The organism is Thermococcus nautili (assembly GCF_000585495.1).
Classification (GTDB): Archaea; Methanobacteriota_B; Thermococci; order Thermococcales; family Thermococcaceae; genus Thermococcus; species Thermococcus nautili.
In genome coordinates, this window is the sequence record NZ_CP007264.1 from 470105 (window position 1) to 492462 (window position 22358).

Consider the following 22358-nt stretch of genomic DNA (forward strand, 5'->3'; position numbering starts at 1 on the left):
TAAATTACTGGTGGGTAAATTGTCTCACAGGTTCATAGACAGGGAGCGGGAAATCGGGCTCCTTGAGAAGAGGCTTGAGAGCGGGAGTACGGAGTTCGTGGTAATCTACGGAAGGAGAAGGGTCGGGAAGACCGCCTTAATAACTGAGTTTTTAAGGAGACACGGGGGGATATACCTCCTTGCGAGGGAAACGAGCGAGCTTGAGAACCTCAGGCGGTTCTCGGAGAGGATTGCCTCTTACTTCAGGGACGACGTCCTTCTCAAAAATCCCTTCCGCAACTGGGATGCCCTATTTGAGTACCTCCATCAAAAAAGCAGGAAAGAAAGGCTAATCGTGGCAATAGACGAGTTCCCATACCTCGTCCTTTCGAACAAAAGCCTTCCATCTGTTCTTCAGGACTACTGGGATACCAAGTTCTCGGAGGGAAAGCTTTACCTTATAATAAGCGGCTCAAGCGTTTCGATGATGGAAGGCCTTTTAGGATACAAGAGCCCGCTTTACGGCAGGAGAACCGGCCAGCTGAGGGTAAAACCCCTCGACTTCTTCAGCGCGAGGGACTTCCTCCCCCGTTTTTCGATGGAGGACTTTGTGAGAGTTTATTCCATTCTCGGCGGGACCCCCGCGTACCTTCTTGAGTTCGACGACGGGCTCAGCGTTGAGGAGAACCTCACCGAGAACTACTTCAGACAGGACAGTCTCCTCTACGGAGATGCTGAGTTCGTCCTGAGGGAGGAGCTTGAGAGGCCAAGGCTCTACTTTGCCGTTCTTGAAGCGATTGCGCGGGGAAGAACGACCCTTGGCGAGATAATGAACGAGACCGGCCTCGAGAGGGGAACCGTCGGGAAGTACCTGTCGGTTCTTATGAACCTCGGAATAGTGAGGCGGGAAATTCCGGTAACGGAGAGCAAAAAGAGCAGAAAGGGACGGTACTACATCGACGACCCCTACTTTTCGTTCTGGTTCAGGTACGTTCACCCCAACGCCGATTTAATCGAGACCGGAAACGGCGGCATGCTCACGAGGCTCGTTATGAAGGATTTGGACGAACACGTCGGGAGGATTTTTGAAGACGTTGCCAGACAGTTTCTGCTGAAAATTAAGGACAAACTTCCGCTGAAGCCGACGAGGGTTGGCAGGTGGTGGCGGAAGGGCGAGGAGATTGACCTCGTTGCGATGGATGAGGTTGAGAAGAAGGTCCTCCTGATAGAGGTTAAATGGAGAGACCTGAGTGAGAGGGACGCCAGAAAGGTCTTTGATGGGCTCGATAGGAAGTCAAAGCTTATGGGCCTGGACGGATGGGAGTTCCACTTCGGGATAATCGCCAGGAAAGTGGAATCCAAAGGGAAGTTGAGGGAACTCGGCTTTGTATGGGACCTTGAGGATATGGAGGTGCTAAAATGATTCTTGGAGTCCACGACGGCCACGACGCCGGGGCCGTTCTGATAGACGGCGAGAGGATTTTCGCGGTGAATGAGGAGCGCTTGAACCGGGTCAAGAAGTACAGGGGCTTCCCCGAGCTGAGCATCAAGGCCGTTCTCGAGATGGCAAACGCTGACCCGGAGGACGTTGAGGTGATAGCCGTCGCCGGGATTTTCAGAAAGCAGAAGCGCCTCATCGAGCTTGAAAGAAGGTTGAAGGCCATCTTCGGCCCGGAGTTCAAGAGGAAGGTCCTCTTCGTCGAGCACCACTTAGCGCACTCGGCGAGCGCCTACTACACCTCGGGCTGGCGCGAGGCTTTAGCTGTTAGCATAGATGCGGCGGGAGACGGCCTGAGTTCCTCGATTTACGTGGCGAGGGACGGCGAGATGATTAGGATGGCGCAGAGCACCTACATTGACTCCCTCGGCGACTTCTACGCCTCGGTTACGGAGCTTTTAGGATTTAAGCCAATGCGCCACGAGGGAAAGGTGATGAGCCTCGCCTCATACGGACGGCCGACCTACGATTTGAGCGCGATAATCGAGCTCAGCGGGCTGACCTTTGACAACCACCTCAAGGTCATCGGCGTCGAGGCGACCAAGAAGCTGGCCGAGTTCTTTGGTTACCCCCTCTCAAAGGCGAAAGAAATTGCCAACCAGATGAAGCGCGGAAAGCTCGACGGCGAGCTCCAGAGGAAGGCCATCGAGATAGCGGCGAGCGCTCAGAGACACCTTGAAAAGCTCCTCGAGGAGCTCGGCGTTAAGCTGAGTTCGAAGGGCCTTCCCTTGGCCTACGCCGGTGGTGTGGCTCAGAACGTCAAGGCCAACGCGGTTTTGAGAAAAATCTTCGGGGACGACAATCTCTGGGTCTTCCCCGCGATGGACGACGGGGGGCTGGCCTTTGGTGCGGCAATCTTTGTAAAGGCCCAGCTCGAGAGGCTCGACGGAAGATGGAAGCCCTTCAAGCTCGAGCACGTCTACCTCGGCCCGTCCTACGGGAGGGCTTACGTTGAGGAGTTCCTGAGAAAAGAGGGGCTCGAGTTTGAGGAAGTCAACGAAAAGTTCGTTGCCGATATTCTTAGCGAGGGGAAGCTCGTCGGCTTCTTCCAGGGGGCGATGGAGTTCGGACCGAGGGCCCTTGGCAACCGCTCGATTCTGGCCAACCCCTCCGACGAGAATGTTAAGGGGAGGCTCAACTTAGCGCTCAAAAGGGACGTCTTCCAGCCCTTCGCGCCCTCCCTCCTCTGGGAGAAGGCCGGGGAATACCTTGAAGACCTTGAAGGCAGGCCGAACGAGTTCATGACGATGAGCTACACCGCGAGCGAAGAGTTCCAAAAGCTCGCTCCGGCGGTCGTTCACGTGGACGGCACGACGAGGCCTCAAGCAGTGAGGAAAGAGGTGAACCCGAGCTACTACGAAGTCATTAAGGCCTTCGAGAGGAGAACCGGCATCGGGGCCGTTCTGAACACGAGCTTCAACATGCACGGCGAACCGATAGTCTGCTCACCGGAGGACGCGTTGAGGACATTTAGAAAGGCCGGACTGGACGTTCTGGTAGTTGAGGGGTTCGCAGTGTGGAAAAAAGAATGAAATCACCCGCTCGCTACATCTATCAGCTTCCGCATATGGATTTCAACGGTGTCAAAGACTTCCGCCTTAACGTCGCCAGGCTTTATTATGAGGGGAAGCTCGGTGCAGCCGAGGATTACGCCCTCAATTCCTTCCATTTCTATGTAGCGGTTGATTAGCTCGACCACCCAGTCCCTGCTGGCGAAGTTCTCGAACATGAGCTCCTCCTTGATAATCCTGTCGAGCTCGTTCATCTCGTCCTCGCTCGGAGTGACCACGTCAAAGCCCGCCTCGCGGAGGGCGTTCTTGTAGAAGTCCGCGGTCATGGTTGTCTTCGTTCCGAGGAGGAGAACCTTCTTAACTCCCCTCTTCCTCATCTCCTCGATGAGGGCGTCTATTATGCTGACCATTGGGACGTTTACCGCTTTCTGGACGTCGGGAAAGACTATGTGGGGAGTGTTTGCCGTCAGGGCTATTATCTCCGCCCCGGCCCGCTCAAGGGCCTTCGCCGCTTTTATGAGTATCTCCTTTCTCCCCTCCCAGCCGTTCGGGTTGTGGATGAACTCCTTGAAGTTTATCGAGTAGATTATCAGCTCCGGGTAAACATAGGGTTCGAACTTTTCGCGGCTTATCTCAAGGTATTTCTTGTAGTAGTAGAGCGTTGATTCCGGGCTCGTTCCGCCGACGAGGCCTATCCTCCTCATGGCAATCACCGGGTGTAGTAGGTCGGCCCCGCTATCAACCTTTTGGTTAAAAACGAAAGGTTAGTGAAAGAAAAAGTTTACAAAAACGTGGAAAACGGGTGAGAACCCGAAAATCATTCGTTCTTCAGGTGGACGTCGAGCTGCGGGAACGGAATCTCTATGCCCTCCCGGGTGTAGAGCTCGTAGATTCCCCTCGTGAGGTCGCCCTTGACGGCCCAGTAGTCCTCGGTCTTCGCCCATGCCCTGAGCTGGAGGTTTATAGAGGAGTCCGCGAGGGCCGTTATGACGACGCTCGGTTCCGGCTCATTGAGAACCTTCGGGTGGCCCCTCATGAGGTCCATCGCGAGCTTTATAGCCCTGTCAAGGTCGGTTCCGTAGGCGACGCCTATGTCAACGTCCACCCTCCTCGTGGGCATCCGTGTGTAGTTGGTTATGACACTTCCCCAGACGAGCTTGTTGGGAATCGTTATCAGCTTGTTGTCCGGCATTAGGAGTTCGGTTCCCATCAGGCCGATGTTGTTTACTTTGCCCGTTTTGCCCGCGACTTCCACTACCTCTCCTATATCAACGGGCCTCAGCGCGGCGAGCCAGACGCCGGCCGCGAGGTTCGTAAGCGTGTCCTGCAGGCCGAAGCCGAGGATTAGGCCTACCACCGCCGACAGGCCGAGGATTACCGGCGACACCGAGATTCCAACGGCCCCAAGGGCCACGATGAGGACTATCAGGTAGAGGCCAATGGCCAGAAACCTGCCGAGGAACTCGACGACCAGCGGCGGGAGCTTGGTCTTTCTGAGGGCCCGTTTGAAGGCCCCAACGACGGCTCTCGCAATGACGTAACCCACGATGAGAATTGCGAGGGCAGAAATCAGCTGAAACGGCGTCACCCCAACGTAGGGGAGCGCCTGGTTTAGGTTCACCATACCAACAACCTCCATACGAAGTTTTATCAAGAAAGGTGGGAAAAAGGACTTAAAAAGGTTCGGGTTAGATAAGGCGCTCAACCTCGTCCCAGAGCCGCTCAGCAAGCTCGCGCTTGTCCATTCTCGGGAGCTTCTTAACACCATCGCGGGTGACGAGAAATACCTCATTCTCCTCGCTTCCGAACGCTTTGAGGGTGTTGGCAACGACTAAATCACTTCCCGCGCGCTCAATCTGCTTCCTGGCCTCCTCGATGAGCTTATCCTCGCTCGTCTCGGCCTTGAAGCCCACGAGGAAAACCTCCGGTTGGAGTTCCTTAACGCGGTCTATTACCTTCGGCGTCGGCTCGAGTTCGAGGGTTAAACTCCTACCGCTCTTGATTTTTTCGCTCGCCCTGTTCTTGACGCGGAAATCGCTTACGGCGGCGGCCAAGACGACAACGTCGTATTTCTTCGCCTTCAGCTCGTTTTCTATCGCCTCCATCATCTCCTCAACGGTTTCCACCTCAATCTGGTTCTCGACGAAGCTCGGGACGCTTCCCTTCGTCCTGATGAGCGTAACCTCCGCCCCCCTGAAGTCCGCCTCTTCGGCTATGGCAACTCCCATTCTGCCGCTGCTCGCGTTGGTGATGTAGCGAATCGGGTCTATGTACTCCCTCGTCGCGCCTGCCGTAACTAAAACGCGCTTCCCCGCGAGGCTCTTGGGGTGGAGCTTCCTGATGACGCGGTAGACTATCTCGTCTATCGAAGCTACCTTCGCTTTGCCCTCCTCGAAGCGGGGGCCGATAAACTCGACGCCCAGCTTTTTGAGCTTCTCGATGTTCTCAACGACTATCGGATGCTCGTACATGCTGGAGTGCATTGCGGGGGCTATCATAATCGGTGTGTGGGCAAAGGCTGTGGTAACAACGGTCGTGACGGGTGTGTCGTCTATGCCGCAGGCTATCTTGCCTATGGTGTTCGCAGTTGCCGGACAGACGAGAATCAGGTCGGCCTTGTTCTCGTGGTCTCCGGCCAGCTCGACGTGCTCTATGAATCCCGTAATCTCGGTCACGACAGGGTTCCCGGTGGCGAACTCCATCGCGTAGGGGTGGATTATTTTTTGAGCGTTCTCGCTCATCACCGCGTGAACCTCGGCGCCGTGCCTTATGAGCTCCCTTGCCAGCTTGACGCACTCGACAGCGGCTATGCTCCCGGGAATCGCGAGAACGATTTTCTTGCCGACGAGCTTCCGGCTCTTCGTGGCGTAAATCAGCTTGACGTGGTGAAGCATCGAGACCACCGAGAATAGTTGGAGAGAGGGGTTAAGAAGCTTCTGACTTAACCAATGGCTCAGACAAGGACTATCTCTTTGTCGGAGGTGCTGGGAACGTTTGCCCTGAGCTGGATGAAGAGCCCACCATCAACGATTGAGCTCCTAACCTTCTCGGTTTCAAGGAGGTTGACCTTACCGATTGTCAATTTAAGCACGGTGTCAACGAGTTCCTGAGGGGCGTCGGAGGAGGTGCCGACTATTATCGTATCCGGGTAAAACTTGCTGACGTTGTAGAGGAGCAGTATGACCACGGGATAAGAGCCCTCTGAAACGTCCACCCTGAGGAGAAATGCCTCATGGATTGCCCTGCCCGTTTCTCGCTCATCCACTATTGTGACTTCCACTGGCACATCCACAGCGGAGGCTAACCTCAGCAGGAACGTCTGAAGGGCGTTCTTTGATACCGTCGTCCGGACGACGACGCTCTGCGTATCCTCGCGGTAGTAGACCCACTGGAGCTTGGAGTCCTCCCTAAGTATGACGCCCATAACGTTGTTGAGCCTCTTCACGGGGACCTCGAACTCCAGCGACATCATAGTTAATCCCCTCGCAGGGGTAAGTGTAACTTTAGTTTGTGGGTGAGTCGTTTTGAGCCCTTATTAAGTTATTGGATGTCGGCCTGACTATTCCTCACGGACGGCATCTTCCTCAAATTTTTTGACCTCTTCCTCGGTTCCAACCCACACGACGAGCGTTGGTTCAACGGTTATCATCCCGTCCTTAATCATGGGCTTGATTTCGCATATCGCTTTCTCTATCTTGAAGCCCCTGTCAACTACCTCAATCACGATTGGCAAATCCGTTGAAAGCCTCATGATATCACTTGAGTGAATCCTGCTCTTCTTTCCAAAGCCGTAGATTCCCCGGTAAACGGTTGCACCGGCTATGTCCATCTCGCGGAGCTTCTCAACTATCGCCTTATACAGTGGCTTTCCGTTCCAGCGGTCGTTCTCGCCGATGTAGATTCTAAGCCTGAGCGTGTTCCAGTGTTCGACTTCAACCATACCCTCACCTCCTCGCCATTATAAACCCAAGAAACACTAGGCTTATGGTTACAAAAACGTTTGCCAGCACGTTGAGGCCCGCTATGAGGTACTCCCTCTCGCGGAGGAGCGAAAACGTCTCATAAGAGAAGGTTGAGAACGTGCTCAGAGCACCGCAGAAGCCCGTTCCAAGGAAGAGCCTCCACTCCGGCGTAACGTCAACGCCCCAGAAGAGCAGGCCGTAGAGGTAGCCGAGAATAAAGCTGGCCACGCTGTTCACGAGGAGCGTTCCAACTGGGAAATCCCGGTAAGTGGGGAGCAGTCCTGAGAGGTAGAACCTTGCGAGAGCTCCCAAGGCGCCGCCGAGTGCTATCAGCCCCATCAATCTCGCGTTCATTCCATCACCCCTGCCCTTTGCCTGTTAAATGTCTTCTTCAGCGAGAAAAACGTTCATCCCCAGGCGATTAGGAACCTTTAAAATCTTTTGGTTTTCGTCCAGGGCCATTCTTGTTCCCAAAGGCATAGGAGAGGTAGTAGTGTATCAGCTCCTCCACCTTCGAGAAGTCCCGCTCCTCAAGGCCCAGCATCTTCCTGAGGCGCCTGTTCTCGGCTATCAGCCCTGAAAGGGTTATGGCAAGGTTCTGGTTGTCCAGGGCGGAGTAGTACGTCCTGAACTTCAGGGGAGACCAGTGCCCCTCAAGTTCGTAAAGCCTCTCTTCGAGCCCCTTTATCTCCTCCTCCAGTCTCGCAAGTTCTTCCTCGTCAACTTCCTCATCAAGGTAGCCGTCAAGGAGTATTATCCTAAGGGCCTCCTCCGCTCGGAAACCGTTCCTCCTGCAGGTCTCCTCGATTCTCTTCCAAAGCTCGTCGGGGACGTTGAAATGAACCTTCCTCCACCTGCCCTTGGCCCATACCGTGACCTTCATCGCATATCCCCCAGGCGCTTTCTGAGCTCCGCGTTTTCCCTGCTCAGCTCGCTTCTCAGCTCAAGCATGTAACTCCGGTCCTCTTTCGCCTTCTTCTCGAACTCAACGAGTTCCCTGTAGTTGGTTTCCATCTCTTCAAGCTTCCTGAGCAGTCTTTCCCTCCTCTCGAGGAGGAGCCTGAGCTTTAGGGCCTTCAGTGTTCTTTCAAGGCCTTCTACATCCCTCAGCCTCTCTTCAATCTCCTTCCGGTTTCGCCTGATTCTATCAAGTTCTTCACCACTCACCTCAATCTCAACGGCCAACGTTTCTCCCTCCTCTCCCTCCGCCCGCGTTCTGGGCCGACTTCCCTACCTGCAAGGAATTCCACTGCTTCAAGTATCGCCTTCCTCTCTGCCTCCGTGGGTTTTCTTCCGGCCCGGTAGTCAAAGCTCTTTATGAGTCCTTCAAGCCTCTTCCTCAGCCCTTCGAGCTTTCTCTTCTGAACCTCTGAGAACCTTCTCCTCAGGCTTTCGTCGGTAATCTCCCTTAGAACTTCCCCGTAATGTCTCCTGCAGAGGATTGCGGGCGAGTTCTCGTAAGCCTCGATGAGATTTGGAAGCCTGTCGGCGAGGGATTCGATTAGGATTCGCTCCTTCTCTGCCGTGAGCCTGCAGAGGAGACACTCCTCGGTTTCATTCTCCCCGCGCAGGTAGCTCTCAAGAACGTCCTCGTAAATGACGGAAACCCCGTGGGGGCCAAGAAGGGGATTGGAGAGGGCCAGCCGGAGGACCTTCCAGGCGTGCCTCCTGCAGAGGCCCCCGCTCCTTCGAAAGGCCCTCCTGACGGCCGGGTCATTGGGGTGCTCGTAGAGTATGGTCTCAATCTCTTCATCCTCGAACTTCTCGACTAACCTGCAGACCGGACAGCCCGGTTCTTCCATTGCCCTTCGGAGTTCGGCCTCTATAACGTCCATAGGCTCCACTAAAGGTAACGCATCATCGAGTCAACGACCGCCAGCGCGCGGTAGGTGTTCTGGAAGTTGGATATTCCCAGTTCAAGGCTCCTCCTGAAGCCGCCGTTGGGGTTCTGGAGCTGGCGGATGAACCAGACGTGCCTCCTCGGACAGGTGGGGGTCTCGTTCTGAAGCTCAAGGCCTCTCGTTGCGTAGAACGTCGGCTCAAGGTACGGTGGAAGGCTGTAAGGCACCTCGGTGAACCCACCCCAGTCACCGCAGAGCTCACAGTTCCTGAAGTGGGGGCTCTTGGGCGGGCGGTAGCCGAGGGTGTAGAGCGTGAAGAGGGCCTGGTAGGTCATGGTCGTGGTTGGTTGCTTGACGCCGTAGCCGTTTCCGTTGCGGAACTTCATCACGAAGGCCCTAATCGCGTCCTTTTCTGTGGAATCGAACTTTAAGCCAATCTGGTTGAAGGCTTTGGTGACCCAGTAGGTGGCTTCGAGCGGTGTCGCCGTTCCGAACTCCTCGCTTCCTCCGAGTCCGACCGCGAACTTGCCTTCCGCGGGGTTGTACTTAGTGAAAACGATGTCGCTCTTCTCCCTTGCGACGTCCTTGGCCCCGAGCAGGGCGAGGCCTTCGAGCGCCATCGCTATTGCCACGACTGCAGTCTGGGGCTGGATGGCGTTGCTCAGGAACTCAATGGTTTTCTCAGGCTCGGGGAACTCAATGCCGAGGAGGTTGTAGATTTTAATCGCGTAGTAGGTATCGTTCACGTTGGTATCGTCGAGAACGCTAACGAAGCAGTAACCTCCATCTTCGTGTCGCCTGTCCGTGACGTATCGCAGGACGGCATCAACGTCAACGTAACGTCCGATTTCGTAAAGCTTCGAGCCCATTCTCTCACCTCCCGTGGAGAACAGGCGTCATCAGCCCCTTTCGGGCGGTTCGGGCTCGAAGCCCCGGGCGGACGCCATCGCCCGTATTCACTCGGAGTGGTGCCTTAAAAGCGTCGTGGTTCAACGCTCTAAAGAACGCTTATAAATCCAACCCTCCCTAGGTCTGAGCGAGGGTAGAATATGGAGTTCATAGGCTTCACCTACGTCACCAACTTCCTTGAAAACACCCTGAAGGACGCGATGTTCGAGGTCGTTGACGAGGCCAACAGGCTCTTCGCGGACTGGGGCCTGCGGGTGAGGTTCATCTACCTCGACAGCCTGACCCTCGAGCCGGGCTACCTGATAAACGTCAAAACCCCAGAGGGCACGGTAAGGCTTTACCCGCTCGAAGTCCTCGTTGATTTCCTCGACTACCGCCTCAAGGTTGAACTTGAGAAGGATGATGAAATCGCCATGAACAAAATCCTCGGCCTGATAAGCTTCCCGCTCGCGTCGAGGAACCGCTACTTCGACTTCTACGAGAGCTTCTTGGGATTCCAGGCAGAGAGACTCGGCAGGAGGATAATGGTGCTCTCCATGAGGCCCTTCGAGTCGGACGTTCTGAGAATGACTCTGAGAACCCTTGAGAACCCCCACGTGGAGGAGGAAGTTAAGCGTCTCGCAAGGAGAATTCTCTCGCGCGAGCTCGAGACCTTCAAGGGGCGCCTCCTCAAGGGCATCCTTCACGAGGTCGGTCACGCCTTCGGCCTTGAACACTGCTCCAACCCCTGCGTCATGAATCCTCCGGCAACGATGGAGGAGTGGGACTCCCGGCCGGCGGTCTTCTGTGATTCCTGCATGGAAAAACTGAACGAGAGCTTGGGGAGCTTCACCCTTTGAGTTCCCTGACAACCTTGAGAACCCTTCCTGCGTGTCCCTTTGCCCGGACGTTGCGCTTTTCCCACACGATTTCGCCCTCGGGGTTTATGATGAACGTGCTCCTTATGACGCCCTCGTACTCCTTTCCGTAGCGCTTCTTCTTGCCCCACGCGCCGAGGGCCTTGATGAGCCGAACCTCCGGGTCGCTCAGGAGCTTTACCTTTAGCCCGTGCTTCTCCTTAAACCTGCGGTGGCTCTCCACCGAGTCCTTGGAGACCCCAATCACCTGAAAGCCGAGCTTCTCGAATTCAGGAAGCAACTCGGTGAACTCCTTTGCCTCGGTCGTACAGCCCGGCGTGTTGTCCTTTGGGTAAACGTAGAGAACCGTCCACCTGCCCTTTACGATGTCCCCGAGCCTGACCTTCCGGCCCCCTTCGTCGTAAACCTCAACCTCAAGGAACCCCATGAAACCACCGGGGCTTTTAGGGCGCCCTAATTAATAAAGCTTCCGCGGGAAACGTTTTTTAGCGGGAGCGCGTAGTCCCTTCTTAGGTGGTAGCATGAGACTTCCGGGGCAGAAGACGAAGATTATAGCAACTCTCGGCCCGGCTTCGCTCAAGGAGAAAACGGTTTCTGCGATGGTCCGCGCTGGCATGAGCGTCGCGAGGCTCAACTTCGCCCACGGCGACCTCAAACAGCATGAGAGGGCGGTAAAGCTCGTCAGGAAGATTTCAGAGAAGCTCGACAGGCCCGTCGCGATACTCGGCGACCTCCCCGGCGTCAAGATTCGCGTTGGGGAGATAGAAGGTGGTTCCGTCAACCTGAGGCGCTGGCAGACGATAACGCTGACCACGAGGGACGTCGTTGGGAACGAAGCGGTAATCCCCGTCGAGTTCAAGGACTTCCCGAGGATGGTCTCCAAGGGCGACGTGATTTACCTCAGCGACGGCTTCATAGCGCTCCGCGTTGAGGAAGTCCGGGGTCAGGACGTTATCTGTAAGGTTCTCGTTGGAGGTACGCTGTTCTCCCACAAGGGCATAAACGTCCCGAAGGCGAGGCTGGCGATAGATGCCGTGACCGAGAAGGACTTGGAGTTCGTGGAGTTCTCCCTTGAGGTCGGCATCGATGCCGTAGGAATAAGCTTCGTGGGCTCGGCCTACGACGTCCTCAAGGTCAGGCGCTTCGTTGACTCCCACCACGGAAAGCTGTTCCTCATCGCGAAGATAGAGCGCCCCGACGCGGTCAGGAACTTCGACGAAATTCTCAACGCCTCCGACGGCGTGATGATAGCAAGGGGCGACCTTGGAGTCGAGATGCCCATTGAAAAGCTCCCGATACTCCAGAAGAAGCTAATTAAGAAGGCCAACTGCGCCGGCAAGCCCGTTGTGACGGCCACCCAGATGCTCGAAAGCATGACGCACGAGAAGCTTCCTACCAGAGCAGAGGTCACCGACGTTGCCAACGCAATCCTCGACGGAACCGACGCCGTTATGCTCTCCGAGGAAACTGCGGTTGGAAAATACCCGGTTGAAGCCGTCAAGATGATGGCGAGGATTGCCAAGACCACCGAGGCCTACCGCGACAGCCTCTGGACGAGCAGAACGGTCGAGTGGAAGATGAACGAGTGGAAGGGACGCGGACCGACGAAGGGAACGATAAAGGACGCGATAGCGAGGAGCATCATAGAGGCCCTCAACTCGATTGACATCAAGTACATACTGACGCCCACCAGAACCGGCCAGACCGCGAGGCTCATAGCGAGGTTCAAGCCGAAGCAGTGGATTCTGGCCTTCGTCACCAACGAGTGGGTCGCCAACACGCTGATGTTCTCCTACGGAGTCTACCCGTTCAAGGTGGAAGAAACGAGCGAAAGGGAGATAATCCGCCTCATAACGGGCCTCGGGCTCGTGAGCGAGGGCGACACCGTTCTGCTGACCAAGGGAACGCCGATAGGGAGGACCGCGGGAACGAACACAATAAGGATTTTCAACGTCTGACCCTTTCTTTTTTGCCTTCAGTACCTCAGCCTCGGGTTGTACTCGAGGAGCATGAGCCCGTTCTTAAAAATCCTTATCGTCCCGCTCTCCGAGAGGCTAATGGCCATCGCCTTCGTCAGCTTGGTTATTCCAGCGGCCGCGATGTGCCTGCTCCCCAGGCCCGGTGGAAGCATTAAATCGATGACCTTTGGCTCGACCTCGAGGTATCTCCCTGCTGACACTATCCGCCCATCCTCCCTTATGACGAACGCACCGTCGAGCTGGGCGAACTCCTTTATTATCTCCTTGCTGTCCCTGTCAAGAACGTTTATCCGGTGTCCCTTGAAGGGGTTTGGAATCAGCTGGTGCGAGTGCTTTAGAACCCTCCTCGTGTCGCCGATGACGAATATCGTTCCGACCGGCGTTCCTTCCCTGCCCTCTATGCTGAGCTCTATGGCAATCTCAAGCATTCTCTGAAGGACGCTCTGGTTCTGGGCGAAGAAGCTCTTCATCGCCGAGATTCCCTTCTTGACGGTCTTGATGCCTATCGCGTCCTCGGTGACGTAGACGAAGGAATCACCCTCGCTGACGATGTTGTGCTCCATGAGAAACGCAGAGAGAAGGTTGAGCACGTTGTTGAGGTCGAGGTTCTGGGGGATGGATACCTTCTTGACCTTCTCATCCTCAACGTCAAAAGACGAACCGACGAGGACAACGGGCAGGTCTGTGTCGGGTATCTTCTCTTCTTCTACTTCCTCCATTATCACGAGGGCTTTGGCACCGAGTCTCTTGGCTATCTCAAGGGCGCTCTCAATGAGAACGGGATGTATCTTCATGGCACTTCGATGTTTTTCGGCCAAAAAGGTATAAAAAGATAGCGGGGAAGCGATAGCGGTGATGTCATGAGGGTAGTGGTTGCAATAACCGGTGCGAGTGGGGCAGTGTATGGAATAAGGCTCGTTGAGGTTCTTCGAGAACTCGGCCATGAAGTCATTCTTCTTGCGACGGAGACCGGGATAAAGGTTGCCCGCCACGAGCTCGGCGTTGAACTCAAGCCGGATTACCCGGAAGACAATCTCTTCGCCCCAACCGCCTCGGGTTCTTACCCGTTTGACGCGATGGTAATCGCTCCCTGCTCGATGAAGACCCTCTCGGCGATAGCCAACGGTTACGCCGACAACCTGATAACCAGAACTGCGGACGTCGCTCTGAAGGAAAGACGAAAGCTCGTGCTCCTTATACGGGAAACTCCTCTCAACGCCATCCATATCGAGAACATGCTTCGCGTGACTCGCGCGGGAGCGATTGTAATGCCCGCCTCGCCTGGATTTTACACAAAGCCGAAAACTGTGGATGATATAATAAACTTTATAATCGGCAAAATCTTAGATATTCTGGAAATTAACAACGATATTTACCAGCGCTGGGGGATTCCCCATGGTACAGTTGGATGACCTTGATAGGGCTATACTCAGACTCCTCAAGGAGGACGCTCGCCTGACCATCTCCGAGATAGCGGAGAGGTTAAATCGGCCGGAATCAACGATACACTTTAGAATCAAGAAGCTCCTGGAACGGGGTGTAATCGAGCGGTACACGATTATTCTGGGTGATTCACTTCGTCCCAAGGCGGTTGCGCTGATTTACATTCAGGCCGAGACGCCAATCATCGAGGACTTCCTTGAGAAGTACATCAGCTACATCATGAAGACCCTCTCTATTCTCCCCAACGTTCTCGCGGTCGCGAGAAGCGGTAAGGACAGCGTCGTTGCCCTCGTCGGCGAGGAGAGCGAGGACAAGCTCAACAAGTTCATTGACGAGACGATAAAGGTATTACCAACGCTGAAGCGCGTGGAAGTGATTCCCCTCCAGGACTTCGTCAAGGGCGAGGACCTCGTGGGCTTCCTCGTGAGGGTCTGACATGGAGGTTGAAGTGAAGTTCAGGGTTGATTTTGAGGAAACGAGGCGGAAAATCGAGTCCCTTGGGGCCCTCTTCGTCAGGGAGGAGCTCCAGGAGGACGTTTATTTCTCCCTACCCCTCCCAAAGCTCCTCCGCGTGAGGAAGCTCGACAACCTCGGGAAAGCTTTTCTGACCTACAAGGAAATCAAGGATTTGGGCAGGAACGAGGAGTTCGATGAGTTTGAAGTTGAGGTCTCGGACTTCGAGGCAACCGTCGAGATTCTCAAGCGCCTCGGCTTTGAGGAAGACGTTGTGGTTAGGAAGAGGAGGCTCGTCTACCGCCTGGGCGATGTCACCTTCGAACTCAACGACGTTGAAGGCCTCGGCGGTTTCCTCGACATAGAGGTCATCTCAGATGACGTTGAGAAAGCGAAGAAGAAAATCTGGGATGTTGCAAAGCTCCTCGGCCTGAGCGAAGACGATGTGGAGCCGAGGCTTTACCAGGAGCTCATAAGAGAAGCTATGAGAAACGAGAAGAAGGATGAAAAAAGCTGACCTAGGGCCCGTTTCTCACTTGGCCGTCGCGACTATCTTGATTATGTCGTTGAACTGAAGCTCGTAGTCCTCCCCGACGCGCCTCTTCGTTCTGGCGTTTACCGCGTAGAGGAACGTCTTTCCGAGGTCGGTGTGGACCTTATACGCTAAATCCCTTGGCGTCGAGCCCTTCGGGAGCAGGTAGACGTGCGGTAGGACGTTGCCGAACTGGTCGGTGAGCTTGTTCTCGTCCTGAACCGGGTAAACCGGAATGAGGTTAAGCAACTCGAAGACCGCTCTGTTTATGACCTCCTGAACGCCGGTCGAGCCAAAGCGGTCGAGGACTTTCTCCTTAATCAGCTGAAGGGCCTTCTCCTGCTTGGGGTTCATCTTCTTGACGATTTTGAAGTCGCTCGAGCCCGGAATGTATTCGATGAAGCCCGCCTTTGCCGCCTTCCTGAGGGTCAGCTCCGCGGCCGCCGAAGTTGGAACGACGAGGTAGCCCCTCTTCTTTCCCTCCTCGATGAGCCTCTTGATTTGCTCGTCTGTGGCGACATCTGCCTTGTTTGCGGCTATTATTATCGGCTTGTTGATTTTTCTCAGCTCGCGGACGAAGGCGAGCAAATCCTCGTCGCTCCACTTGGTGGGGTCGCCCGGAAGGCCCACCTTGTGAATCGCTTCCCAGACGTCCTCCTCGGTTACACCAATTCCGGAGAGGTGGTCGGCTATTGCCTGCTCTAATTTCATGTGCTGGAGTTTAATCCTCTTCGCAAACTTCTCCCAGCCCTTCTTGAGGATTCCGTAAATCCAGTAGTCTATCTCCCTCTCAAGGAACTCGATGTCCTCAACGGGGTCGTGGTAATCCGTCGGCTGACCCTCGGCGTCGGTCTTTCCGGTGGCGTCTATGACGTGGATTAAGGCAGAGGCCATCCTCAGGTCGTCGAGGAACTTGTTGCCCAGACCGCGCCCCTCATGAGCTCCGGGAACGAGACCGGCAACGTCAATCATCTTTATCGGAATCAGGGCCTTCCCCTCGCGGTACTCGTAGTTCTGGGGGTTCGGCTTACAGCCGAGCTCCTTGCAGGGGTGCTCCGCTATGGCATAGCTCACGCCGACGTTGGCATCGATGGTGGTGAAGGGGTAGTTCGCTATATCAACGTCAACGAGCGTCGCCGCTGAGAAGAAAGTTGACTTTCCGACGTTTGGCTTTCCCACAACGCCTATCTCCATTCCTCCCACCGGCCTAAATTGGGGAGAGGGTTTTAAGGGGTTTCGGCCGAAAGGCATAAACGCTCCAGTGCCCATTATACCCGGTGGTTCCCTTGAGGGTTTACGTCCTAGTCGAGGACTACTCGGGCTATGAAAGCCCGTTCTTTGCACAGCACGGCGTCAGCTTCCTCATCGAGGCCGATGGAAAGAGAATTCTCTTCGATGCAGGTCAGAGCGCCGAGCCAGTGCTCCACAACATGAAGCTCCTCAGAATCGGGCCGGACTCGATAGACCACGTCTTCCTGAGCCACTGCCACTACGACCACACCGGCGGGCTCTTGGGGATTTTACAGGCCATCGGAAGGCGCGTTCCGGTTGTAGCGCACCCCTCGATTTTCAGAAGGCACTTCATCACGAGGCCATACCTCCGCGATGTTGGCATTCCCTTTGGACGGAAGAAAGTTGAAGAGCTCGCTGACCTCTACCTCACCGCCGACCCGCTTCCAATAACGGAGAACGTCCTCTCAACCGGCGAAATAACCGCGAGGGAGGACTTTGAAAGGGCCGAGCTTGAAGTTTACACCATCGAGAACGGAAAGGTCGTGAGGGACGAACTGAGGGACGACATGAGCCTCGTTGCCAAAACGCCGGAGGGTCTCGTTGTTGTGAGCGGTTGCAGTCACGCGGGGATAGTGAGCATAGTGAAGCACGCGGTACGGCTGACGGGGGAGGAGCGCGTCAGGGCAGTCATCGGGGGCTTTCACCTGATTGAAGCGAGCGATGAGAGGATAAAGAAAACCGTCGAAGAGTTTCAGAGGCTCGGCGTTGAGGAGGTCTACACCGGGCACTGCACCGGCCTGAGGGCGGAGGCAGAGTTCCTGAAGGCCTACGGGGGGCGCTTCCACAAGCTCCACTCGGGGATGGTCATCGAGCTCTGAGCTCCTCAAGTCCGAAGGCAAGCCTTACGGACTTTTCGGCTATGACGTCCATAGGGTCAATCAGGGGAACGCCCAGGTCGTCAGGCTTGAGCGCAACGCTGACTTCGGTACAGCCGGCTATTATTCCGTCCACTCTCTTTTCGAGCTTCTTCGCGACCCGTAGGAGGAGCTCCCGCCCGTAGGCAACGTTTCCGGCTTTGACTCCCTTGTATATCCCCTCCATTACGAGCTCCTGCCCCGTCCTGTCCGGCGTCGCGATGGCTATTCCCCTCCTAAGGAGCGCGCGGTGGTAGACGAGGCCCTTTATCGTTCCGTCAGTTGCGAGAAGGCCCACCTTCCTGAGGCCCATCTCCTTCACGCGTTCTGCAGTTTCTTCGACCATGCTGACGAGCGGAATCCGTATGGCCTTCTGAATGTCCTCGGCGAAGAAGTGAGCCGTGTTGCAGGGCATTATGATAAAATCAGCGCCCCAGCTCTCGAGCTTTCTAGCGCTATTTATGAGCTCGGGCCTCGGGTCCTCGCCCCTGCCGAGGATGTAGGCTGTTCTGTCGGGGATTTTCGGGTTGTTGTAGATGATGATTCGCGGGTGCTCCTGGTCCTTTTTAGCCGGGGTTTTCTCAACTATCCTCCGGAAGAGCTCTGCCGTCGCGAGCGGGCCCATTCCGCCGAGGATTCCGATGACCCTCTCGGCCATCTTCACTCCTCCAGCCACACCGAGTCGTCGCCTTTGTAGTTGAGCTTCACAACGAAGAGCCTGAAGGGCTCGTCCTTCTCGTTGATTACCCAGTGAACGGTCTTCGGCTTGACGAGGAAGATATCACCCGGCCTCGCGAGGTACTCGGTCTCGCCGATGCCCAGCCGGGCTTCACCGCTCATTATGTAGAACAGCTCGTACTGGTGGAGGTGGTAGTGCTTCTTAACCGCCTGTCCCGGCTTGACCTCGACTATCTGGGCGTATGAACCTTCAGGGAGTTCGCCCTCGAAGAGAGGTAGTTTCCTGTAGGTGCCCCTGTCTATGAGGTTCTTGATTTCGGCCTTCACCCTCTCACCCCACTAAAATTCGCTCAGGGGTCTGAAAAAGGTTTTCCTTTCGACCCTCATCGAAAGGCTCAAAAGACTTTTATAGTTGTCCATCCCACAATGGATTGGACAAACGTCAACGGTGGTGGACATGGAGGCACTTGAAAGGGCCCTTAAGTGGGCTGAAGAAAACCTGAAGGCTGAGTACATCGAGCTGCGCTACGAGGACCTCAGGAAGACCACGCTCGGCCTCAAGGATGGCGTCTTCACGAGCTTCACGGGGAAGCTCCACAGGGGCGTTGCCATAAGGGTTCTGGCCGATGGCGCGTGGGGCTTTGCCTCGACGAGCGAGCTTGAGAACCTTGAGAAGAAGATTGAAGAGGCCTACAAGCTCGCCAGAGCGGCCGCTCAGACGAAGAAGGAGAAAATCCAGCTGGCCGAGATAAAGCCGGTCGAGGACTTCGTGGAGAGCAAGATGCGCGTCAAGCCAAGGGAAGTGGACATCGAGGAGAAGGTTTCCCATCTCAGGGAGCTTGAGAAGCTCCTCAAGGAGGACAAGGCCGTAAAGAGCGTTCAGATTCGCTACGAGGACGGCGGTGGAAGGAAAATCCTCCTCACCAACGAGGGAACGAGGATAGAGTGGGACTACAACTACCTCTACCAGGGAACATACGTCACCGGTAAGGCCGACGGAAAGCTCGCGATGGCGAGGGACAGCATTGGAGCCGTTGACTACGGCTGGGAGCTCATGACCGAGATAGAGCCGAACGAGAAGGTGAAGGATAGACTCCTCAGGAAGATGCACAGCCAGCTGAAAGGAGTAGCCCCGAAGCGCGGTGAGTGGCCGATTGTGGCCGGCCCGATAGTCGTCGGAATCATCGCCCACGAGGCTTTGGGCCACCTCGCGGAGGCAGACCTCACGATAAACTCGCCCTTCAAGGACCTCATAGGCAAGCAGATTGCACCGGAGTACGTCACGATGAGCGAGCGCTACGTTGAGGGTGGCTTCGGAAACGACAAGTACGACGACGAGGGCGTTCCGGTCAAGGACATTCACATCATCGAGAACGGAATCCTGAAGGAGATAATGCTCAACCGCGAGTACGCCCACAAGTGGGGCATGGAGCCGAATGGCCACGCGAGGGCCGAGAGCTACCGCTACCCGCCGATAATCAGGATGCGCAACACGGTCTTCGAGCCCGGCGACCACTCCTTCGAGGAGCTCATCGAGGACATCAAGTTCGGCTACTACGTCGTCGACTTCCGCGGCGGGCAGGCCCAGCTCAACAGCGCCTTCCAAGTCGGAATCCAGGAGGGCTACGTCATCAGGAACGGAGAGATAGCCGAGCCGATAAGGGACACCTCGATTACCGGCGTCGCGATAGAGGCCCTCAAGAAGATAAGCGCCGTCGGCAAGGACTTCGGCCTCGAGGTTGGCTTCTGCGGAAAGGGACAGACCGCCTTCGTCAGCTCCGGTGGCCCGCACATGAGGTTTGACGGGGGAATTCTCATCGGGTGAGGTGGTGACGATGGAGAACCTCATACGCTACGCTGAGAAGCTCTTCGATGAGGTTGAGATTGCAGTTTACCGCTCGAGGGAGGTCAGCGCTAGCGTCGAGCTGAACGAGATTTCGATGGCCTCGACGAGGAGTGGTGCCGTAACGATAATCCGCGGAATCAAGGACAAGCGCCTCGGCCTGGCCATAGTGGACAGCGACGAGGAGAAGCGCGTTAAGGAGGCGATAGAGCAGGCCGCGAAGATGGCGAAGCTCAACAGCAGGGACGAGAGGTGGGTCTCCCTGCCGGAGCCGGGGAAATACCGGGAGAAGCCCAGGCCCAACCACGAGCTGAAGGAAACATCTCCAGACGTCCTCGTTGAGATGCTCGTCAAGGCAATTAAGCTCGCCCGCGAGAGGGACGAGCACGTTGTGGTTGCGGGCGGGGAAGGTGGCGTCAGCTGGGAGGAGAGGCACATAGTGAACTCCCACGGGATTGACGTCTTCCAGGAGGGCGGCGCGGCGTTCTTCTTCGTTGAGCTGGTGGGCAGGAAGGGCGACGTTGTAACGCCGGGCATCTTCGACTTTGACGCGAAGCGTGACCTAAACCTCGACGTTGAAGGGGTTGTCGAGAGGGCCGTCCAGAAGGTCAAGTGGGCCTACAGCGTCAAGCCGAGCAGGAACGAGGAGGTTCCGATAATCCTCGGTCCATGGGCGATTGCAGGCCTCTTCAGCTACGCGCTCCTTCCGGCCTTCAGCGGTGAAAGGCTCGTCAAAGAAACCACACCCTTGGCCGGCAAGGTGGGCGAGAAGATTGCGAGCGACGTGATAACGCTCTACGACGACCCCTTCCACGAGCTGTCGCTTGAGCCCGTCATAGCGGACGGCGAGGGCGTCCCGACGAGGAAGAACGTCCTAATCGAGGGCGGAACCTTCAAGGGCTTCGTCTGGGACAACTACTGGGCGAAGGTTTACGGAACCGAGAGCACCGGAAACGGGAAGAGGGATTTAAGGAGCGGCGGAATCAACATCGGCTTCCACAACGTCGTGATTGAGAGTGGCAAGCGCTCCCTTGAGGACATGATAGCCGAAATTGAGAGGGGCTACTTCGTGGACGGCTTCCAGGGCGCGCACTCCAGCAACCCGGACAACGGAAACTTCGCCGTAACTGCCAACCCCGCCTTCCTCATCGAGGACGGCGAGGTCGTCGGCTCGAGCGTCTTCCTTATCGCCGGCAACGTCTACGAGCTCCTCAGGCAGGCGAGCGAGGTAAGCAGGGAGCAGACCGTGATGCCCTTCATGAACACCATAACGACGCCCTTCATAAGGTTCGAGAACGTGAAGATAGCGGGGAAGTGAACCGGCCCTTCTGTCATTTTCAATCTTTCCGTTTTTCTAACCTTAAGGGTGTTTTATCGGAAAAACATCCGCTTTTAAAGTCCCCATCACTTCAAAACCCGGAAGTCAATCGCGATGTTGAACTGCCTCGGAGCGTAGGGGCGGACTTTCCTCCGCTCAAGGAACTCGACCGAGAAGCCCAGCTCCCGCGCGACGGCCTTAATCCTCGCCTCGTGCTCCGAGTAGAGGTCCTCCTCCGGACCGAATCCGTAGTAGTGAACAACACCCCCGTTCCTAACGCTCAGCATGGCCTCCTTCAAAAAGCGGTCAGCGAACTTGGGCAGGTTCATTACAACGCGGTCGGCTCTGAGCTTTCCGGCAACTTTTCTCACGTCTCCGAGGATGGGAACGACGTTGCTGGCTTTGTTCAGCCTGATGTTCTCCTCGAGGTAGCGAACCGCCCATGGGTTCAGGTCACAGGCAAAGACGAGCTTCGCCTTCCTCGCGAGGAGGATTGAGTAGGGCCCGACACCGGTGAACATGTCGAAGACGACTTCCCCAGACTTCGCTTTCTTAAAAATTCTCATTCTCTCGGTGGCGAGGCGGGGTGAGAAGTAGACTTTAGCAACGTCGAGCCTGAGCCTTATCCCGTTCTCGCGGTGGAGGGTTTCAGTTCTCTTCTCCCCTGCGAGGTGTATCAGCTCCCTAACTCGGTATTCGCCCTCGACTTTACTCCCCTTGGCGAAGACTGCTTTGATGTGCCGGTGGACTTTGAGAATTGCCTCGCCGATTGCATTGCCGTAGGGTATCAGTTCGTCGGGGAGCTCGATTATCGCGATGTCGCCGATTATGTCGAAGGAGCTTGGAAGGAGCGGTCTAACATCATCGGGGACGTCAACTACCTCGCGATAGCTGTGGGGTCGCTTCTCAAGCCTTTCAAACTCGGCCTCGACCAGCTCGAGGCCCTCAACCTCTCTCGTGATGGGAAACAGAACGAACTCACCCTCCCGCCTGACGGCGTATCCTTTCGCCAGAACGCCGAGCTCGATGAGCTTCCTCCGCACTTTCTCGGCCTCTCTCTTGGGAACTTTGACGGCGAGCATGACGGTTCACCATGATGGAGTTCAACACGAACATAGTCTTAGCTTCAAAAAAACTTTCCGCTGGTTCTCAAAGTTTGTGATTCTTCTCGGGCTTCTCTGCAATGGGATTTCAAAATCGGGGCAACTGTTGAAGGTTTGAATTTCCTGAGGTTGGAGTTTTTACGCGCGGGTTCTACTTAAACCGCGCTCCAAAGGAGCGCCTAAAAGCTTGAACCCCTTTAAAAGACGCTTTCAAAGGAATTCACTCCTCAAAGGAGCAACTCAAAAAGAAATCCACTTAAAAACTGCTCCTCAAAAGGGAATCACGAATTTTGATGAAACTTTGC

26 protein-coding genes and 1 riboswitch are annotated in these 22358 nt (G+C 55.7%); of the genes, 10 read left to right on the top strand and 16 right to left on the bottom strand.

What is annotated here, in order from left to right:
- Nucleotides 1-19: 19 nt before the first annotated feature.
- Both BD01_RS02605 and BD01_RS02610 read left to right on the top strand, forming a co-directional pair.
- Nucleotides 20-1402, top strand: a complete 1383-nt coding sequence (locus BD01_RS02605; RefSeq protein ID WP_042689653.1) for an ATP-binding protein — start codon at nt 20-22, stop codon at nt 1400-1402.
- The gene (locus BD01_RS02610; RefSeq protein ID WP_042689655.1) at nt 1399-3009 is read left to right on the top strand and encodes a carbamoyltransferase family protein; all 1611 of its coding nucleotides are present in this window, start codon (nt 1399-1401) and stop codon (nt 3007-3009) included. Before BD01_RS02605 ends, BD01_RS02610 begins: the two co-directional genes overlap by 4 nt.
- A 2-nt stretch (nt 3010-3011) precedes the next feature.
- Here BD01_RS02610 and BD01_RS02615 read toward each other — a convergent pair whose 3' ends face one another.
- The 10 genes from BD01_RS02615 to BD01_RS02660 form a co-directional block, all read right to left on the bottom strand.
- Complete coding sequence (locus BD01_RS02615; protein ID WP_042689658.1) at nt 3012-3692, bottom strand: aspartate/glutamate racemase family protein; 681 nt, start codon at nt 3690-3692, stop codon at nt 3012-3014.
- A gap of 113 nt (nt 3693-3805) precedes the next feature.
- A complete protein-coding gene (locus BD01_RS02620) occupies nt 3806-4612 on the bottom strand; it encodes a mechanosensitive ion channel family protein (RefSeq protein WP_042689660.1) in 807 nt (268 codons plus the stop codon).
- Between the two features lie 64 nt (nt 4613-4676).
- Nucleotides 4677-5882, bottom strand: a complete 1206-nt coding sequence (gene coaBC, locus BD01_RS02625) for a bifunctional phosphopantothenoylcysteine decarboxylase/phosphopantothenate--cysteine ligase CoaBC (RefSeq protein ID WP_042689663.1) — start codon at nt 5880-5882, stop codon at nt 4677-4679.
- 59 nt (nt 5883-5941) lie between these two features.
- Nucleotides 5942-6460: a hypothetical protein gene (locus BD01_RS02630; RefSeq protein ID WP_042689666.1), complete on the bottom strand. Its 519-nt coding sequence runs from the start codon at nt 6458-6460 to the stop codon at nt 5942-5944.
- A gap of 87 nt (nt 6461-6547) precedes the next feature.
- A complete protein-coding gene (locus BD01_RS02635) occupies nt 6548-6928 on the bottom strand; it encodes a DUF190 domain-containing protein (RefSeq protein ID WP_042689668.1) in 381 nt (126 codons plus the stop codon).
- A 4-nt stretch (nt 6929-6932) separates the two neighbouring features.
- Nucleotides 6933-7304, bottom strand: coding sequence for a fluoride efflux transporter CrcB (crcB, locus tag BD01_RS02640; RefSeq protein WP_042689671.1), 372 nt, complete (start codon nt 7302-7304; stop codon nt 6933-6935).
- A 67-nt stretch (nt 7305-7371) separates the two neighbouring features.
- Nucleotides 7372-7833, bottom strand: coding sequence for a hypothetical protein (locus tag BD01_RS02645; RefSeq protein WP_051482155.1), 462 nt, complete (start codon nt 7831-7833; stop codon nt 7372-7374).
- Entirely contained in the window at nt 7830-8135 is a 306-nt protein-coding gene (locus BD01_RS02650) for a hypothetical protein (protein WP_042689674.1), read from the bottom strand. Before BD01_RS02650 ends, BD01_RS02645 begins: the two co-directional genes overlap by 4 nt.
- A complete protein-coding gene (locus BD01_RS02655; RefSeq protein ID WP_042689676.1) occupies nt 8114-8785 on the bottom strand; it encodes a hypothetical protein in 672 nt (223 codons plus the stop codon). Before BD01_RS02655 ends, BD01_RS02650 begins: the two co-directional genes overlap by 22 nt.
- 8 nt (nt 8786-8793) lie before the next feature.
- Entirely contained in the window at nt 8794-9660 is an 867-nt protein-coding gene (locus tag BD01_RS02660; RefSeq protein ID WP_042689678.1) for a prenyltransferase/squalene oxidase repeat-containing protein, read from the bottom strand.
- A 14-nt stretch (nt 9661-9674) separates the two neighbouring features.
- A riboswitch (Fluoride riboswitch) is annotated at nt 9675-9751 on the bottom strand.
- Between the two features lie 89 nt (nt 9752-9840).
- On the opposite strand from BD01_RS02660, the gene BD01_RS02665 reads away from it, so the two are divergent.
- Nucleotides 9841-10539 (top strand): zinc metalloprotease, encoded by a 699-nt coding sequence (locus BD01_RS02665; protein ID WP_042689681.1) that lies wholly within the window; start codon nt 9841-9843, stop codon nt 10537-10539.
- Here BD01_RS02665 and BD01_RS02670 read toward each other — a convergent pair.
- Complete coding sequence (locus BD01_RS02670; RefSeq protein ID WP_042689685.1) at nt 10529-10984, bottom strand: peroxiredoxin; 456 nt, start codon at nt 10982-10984, stop codon at nt 10529-10531. The genes BD01_RS02665 and BD01_RS02670 overlap by 11 nt on opposite strands.
- A 94-nt stretch (nt 10985-11078) precedes the next feature.
- On the opposite strand from BD01_RS02670, the gene pyk reads away from it, so the two are divergent.
- Entirely contained in the window at nt 11079-12515 is a 1437-nt protein-coding gene (pyk, locus tag BD01_RS02675) for a pyruvate kinase (protein WP_042689686.1), read from the top strand.
- Nucleotides 12516-12532: 17 nt separating this feature from the next.
- Here the strand turns inward: pyk and BD01_RS02680 are convergent, their stop codons facing one another.
- The gene (locus tag BD01_RS02680; protein ID WP_042689689.1) at nt 12533-13330 is read right to left on the bottom strand and encodes a DNA integrity scanning protein DisA nucleotide-binding domain protein; all 798 of its coding nucleotides are present in this window, start codon (nt 13328-13330) and stop codon (nt 12533-12535) included.
- 66 nt (nt 13331-13396) lie between these two features.
- Between BD01_RS02680 and BD01_RS02685 the strand changes: the two genes are divergently transcribed.
- The 3 genes from BD01_RS02685 to cyaB are packed head-to-tail and all read left to right on the top strand — an operon-like array spanning nt 13397 to nt 14949.
- Nucleotides 13397-13948: a UbiX family flavin prenyltransferase gene (locus tag BD01_RS02685; protein WP_042689691.1), complete on the top strand. Its 552-nt coding sequence runs from the start codon at nt 13397-13399 to the stop codon at nt 13946-13948.
- Complete coding sequence (locus BD01_RS02690; RefSeq protein ID WP_042689695.1) at nt 13932-14414, top strand: Lrp/AsnC family transcriptional regulator; 483 nt, start codon at nt 13932-13934, stop codon at nt 14412-14414. Before BD01_RS02685 ends, BD01_RS02690 begins: the two co-directional genes overlap by 17 nt.
- A gap of 1 nt (nt 14415) precedes the next feature.
- Nucleotides 14416-14949 carry a class IV adenylate cyclase gene (cyaB, locus tag BD01_RS02695; protein ID WP_042689698.1) on the top strand — a complete coding sequence of 178 codons (534 nt, stop codon included), beginning with the start codon at nt 14416-14418 and terminating at the stop codon, nt 14947-14949.
- A gap of 15 nt (nt 14950-14964) precedes the next feature.
- Here the strand turns inward: cyaB and BD01_RS02700 are convergent, their stop codons facing one another.
- Nucleotides 14965-16158 carry a redox-regulated ATPase YchF gene (locus tag BD01_RS02700; protein WP_042689701.1) on the bottom strand — a complete coding sequence of 398 codons (1194 nt, stop codon included), beginning with the start codon at nt 16156-16158 and terminating at the stop codon, nt 14965-14967.
- Nucleotides 16159-16241: 83 nt separating this feature from the next.
- On the opposite strand from BD01_RS02700, the gene BD01_RS02705 reads away from it, so the two are divergent.
- Nucleotides 16242-17075, top strand: coding sequence for an MBL fold metallo-hydrolase (locus BD01_RS02705; protein ID WP_156927374.1), 834 nt, complete (start codon nt 16242-16244; stop codon nt 17073-17075).
- Here BD01_RS02705 and BD01_RS02710 read toward each other — a convergent pair.
- Together BD01_RS02710 and BD01_RS02715 are read right to left on the bottom strand one after the other, a co-directional pair.
- Nucleotides 17062-17769, bottom strand: a complete 708-nt coding sequence (locus BD01_RS02710) for a cysteate racemase (protein WP_042689706.1) — start codon at nt 17767-17769, stop codon at nt 17062-17064. The genes BD01_RS02705 and BD01_RS02710 overlap by 14 nt on opposite strands.
- A 2-nt stretch (nt 17770-17771) precedes the next feature.
- A complete protein-coding gene (locus tag BD01_RS02715; RefSeq protein WP_042689709.1) occupies nt 17772-18116 on the bottom strand; it encodes a cupin domain-containing protein in 345 nt (114 codons plus the stop codon).
- A 130-nt stretch (nt 18117-18246) separates the two neighbouring features.
- Between BD01_RS02715 and BD01_RS02720 the strand changes: the two genes are divergently transcribed.
- Together BD01_RS02720 and BD01_RS02725 are read left to right on the top strand one after the other, a co-directional pair.
- Entirely contained in the window at nt 18247-19614 is a 1368-nt protein-coding gene (locus BD01_RS02720) for a TldD/PmbA family protein (RefSeq protein ID WP_042689712.1), read from the top strand.
- Between the two features lie 10 nt (nt 19615-19624).
- Nucleotides 19625-20950, top strand: coding sequence for a TldD/PmbA family protein (locus BD01_RS02725; RefSeq protein ID WP_042689714.1), 1326 nt, complete (start codon nt 19625-19627; stop codon nt 20948-20950).
- 86 nt (nt 20951-21036) lie between these two features.
- Here BD01_RS02725 and trm5b read toward each other — a convergent pair whose 3' ends face one another.
- On the bottom strand, nt 21037-22032 hold the full coding sequence (trm5b, locus tag BD01_RS02730) for a tRNA (guanine(37)-N1)-methyltransferase Trm5b (RefSeq protein WP_042689717.1): 996 nt from the start codon (nt 22030-22032) through the stop codon (nt 21037-21039).
- Nucleotides 22033-22358 lie beyond the last annotated feature (326 nt).

Excerpts from the sequence above, each read along its gene's own strand:
- BD01_RS02660 (WP_042689678.1), bottom strand. The coding sequence starts at position 9,660 with ATGGGCTCGAAGCTTTACGAAATCGGACGTTACGTTGACGTTGATGCC.
- BD01_RS02670 (WP_042689685.1), bottom strand. The coding sequence starts at position 10,984 with ATGGGGTTCCTTGAGGTTGAGGTTTACGACGAAGGGGGCCGGAAGGTC.
- BD01_RS02710 (WP_042689706.1), bottom strand. The coding sequence starts at position 17,769 with ATGGCCGAGAGGGTCATCGGAATCCTCGGCGGAATGGGCCCGCTCGCG.
- BD01_RS02700 (WP_042689701.1), bottom strand. The coding sequence starts at position 16,158 with ATGGAGATAGGCGTTGTGGGAAAGCCAAACGTCGGAAAGTCAACTTTC.
- BD01_RS02615 (WP_042689658.1), bottom strand. The coding sequence starts at position 3,692 with ATGAGGAGGATAGGCCTCGTCGGCGGAACGAGCCCGGAATCAACGCTC.
- BD01_RS02620 (WP_042689660.1), bottom strand. The coding sequence starts at position 4,612 with ATGGTGAACCTAAACCAGGCGCTCCCCTACGTTGGGGTGACGCCGTTT.
- BD01_RS02690 (WP_042689695.1), top strand. The coding sequence starts at position 13,932 with ATGGTACAGTTGGATGACCTTGATAGGGCTATACTCAGACTCCTCAAG.
- pyk (WP_042689686.1), top strand. The coding sequence starts at position 11,079 with ATGAGACTTCCGGGGCAGAAGACGAAGATTATAGCAACTCTCGGCCCG.
- BD01_RS02685 (WP_042689691.1), top strand. The coding sequence starts at position 13,397 with ATGAGGGTAGTGGTTGCAATAACCGGTGCGAGTGGGGCAGTGTATGGA.
- BD01_RS02655 (WP_042689676.1), bottom strand. The coding sequence starts at position 8,785 with ATGGACGTTATAGAGGCCGAACTCCGAAGGGCAATGGAAGAACCGGGC.
- crcB (WP_042689671.1), bottom strand. The coding sequence starts at position 7,304 with ATGAACGCGAGATTGATGGGGCTGATAGCACTCGGCGGCGCCTTGGGA.
- cyaB (WP_042689698.1), top strand. The coding sequence starts at position 14,416 with ATGGAGGTTGAAGTGAAGTTCAGGGTTGATTTTGAGGAAACGAGGCGG.
- BD01_RS02635 (WP_042689668.1), bottom strand. The coding sequence starts at position 6,928 with ATGGTTGAAGTCGAACACTGGAACACGCTCAGGCTTAGAATCTACATC.
- BD01_RS02665 (WP_042689681.1), top strand. The coding sequence starts at position 9,841 with ATGGAGTTCATAGGCTTCACCTACGTCACCAACTTCCTTGAAAACACC.
- BD01_RS02725 (WP_042689714.1), top strand. The coding sequence starts at position 19,625 with ATGGAGAACCTCATACGCTACGCTGAGAAGCTCTTCGATGAGGTTGAG.
- trm5b (WP_042689717.1), bottom strand. The coding sequence starts at position 22,032 with ATGCTCGCCGTCAAAGTTCCCAAGAGAGAGGCCGAGAAAGTGCGGAGG.
- BD01_RS02680 (WP_042689689.1), bottom strand. The coding sequence starts at position 13,330 with ATGAAGATACATCCCGTTCTCATTGAGAGCGCCCTTGAGATAGCCAAG.
- BD01_RS02630 (WP_042689666.1), bottom strand. The coding sequence starts at position 6,460 with ATGATGTCGCTGGAGTTCGAGGTCCCCGTGAAGAGGCTCAACAACGTT.
- BD01_RS02610 (WP_042689655.1), top strand. The coding sequence starts at position 1,399 with ATGATTCTTGGAGTCCACGACGGCCACGACGCCGGGGCCGTTCTGATA.
- BD01_RS02720 (WP_042689712.1), top strand. The coding sequence starts at position 18,247 with ATGGAGGCACTTGAAAGGGCCCTTAAGTGGGCTGAAGAAAACCTGAAG.
- coaBC (WP_042689663.1), bottom strand. The coding sequence starts at position 5,882 with ATGCTTCACCACGTCAAGCTGATTTACGCCACGAAGAGCCGGAAGCTC.
- BD01_RS02645 (WP_051482155.1), bottom strand. The coding sequence starts at position 7,833 with ATGAAGGTCACGGTATGGGCCAAGGGCAGGTGGAGGAAGGTTCATTTC.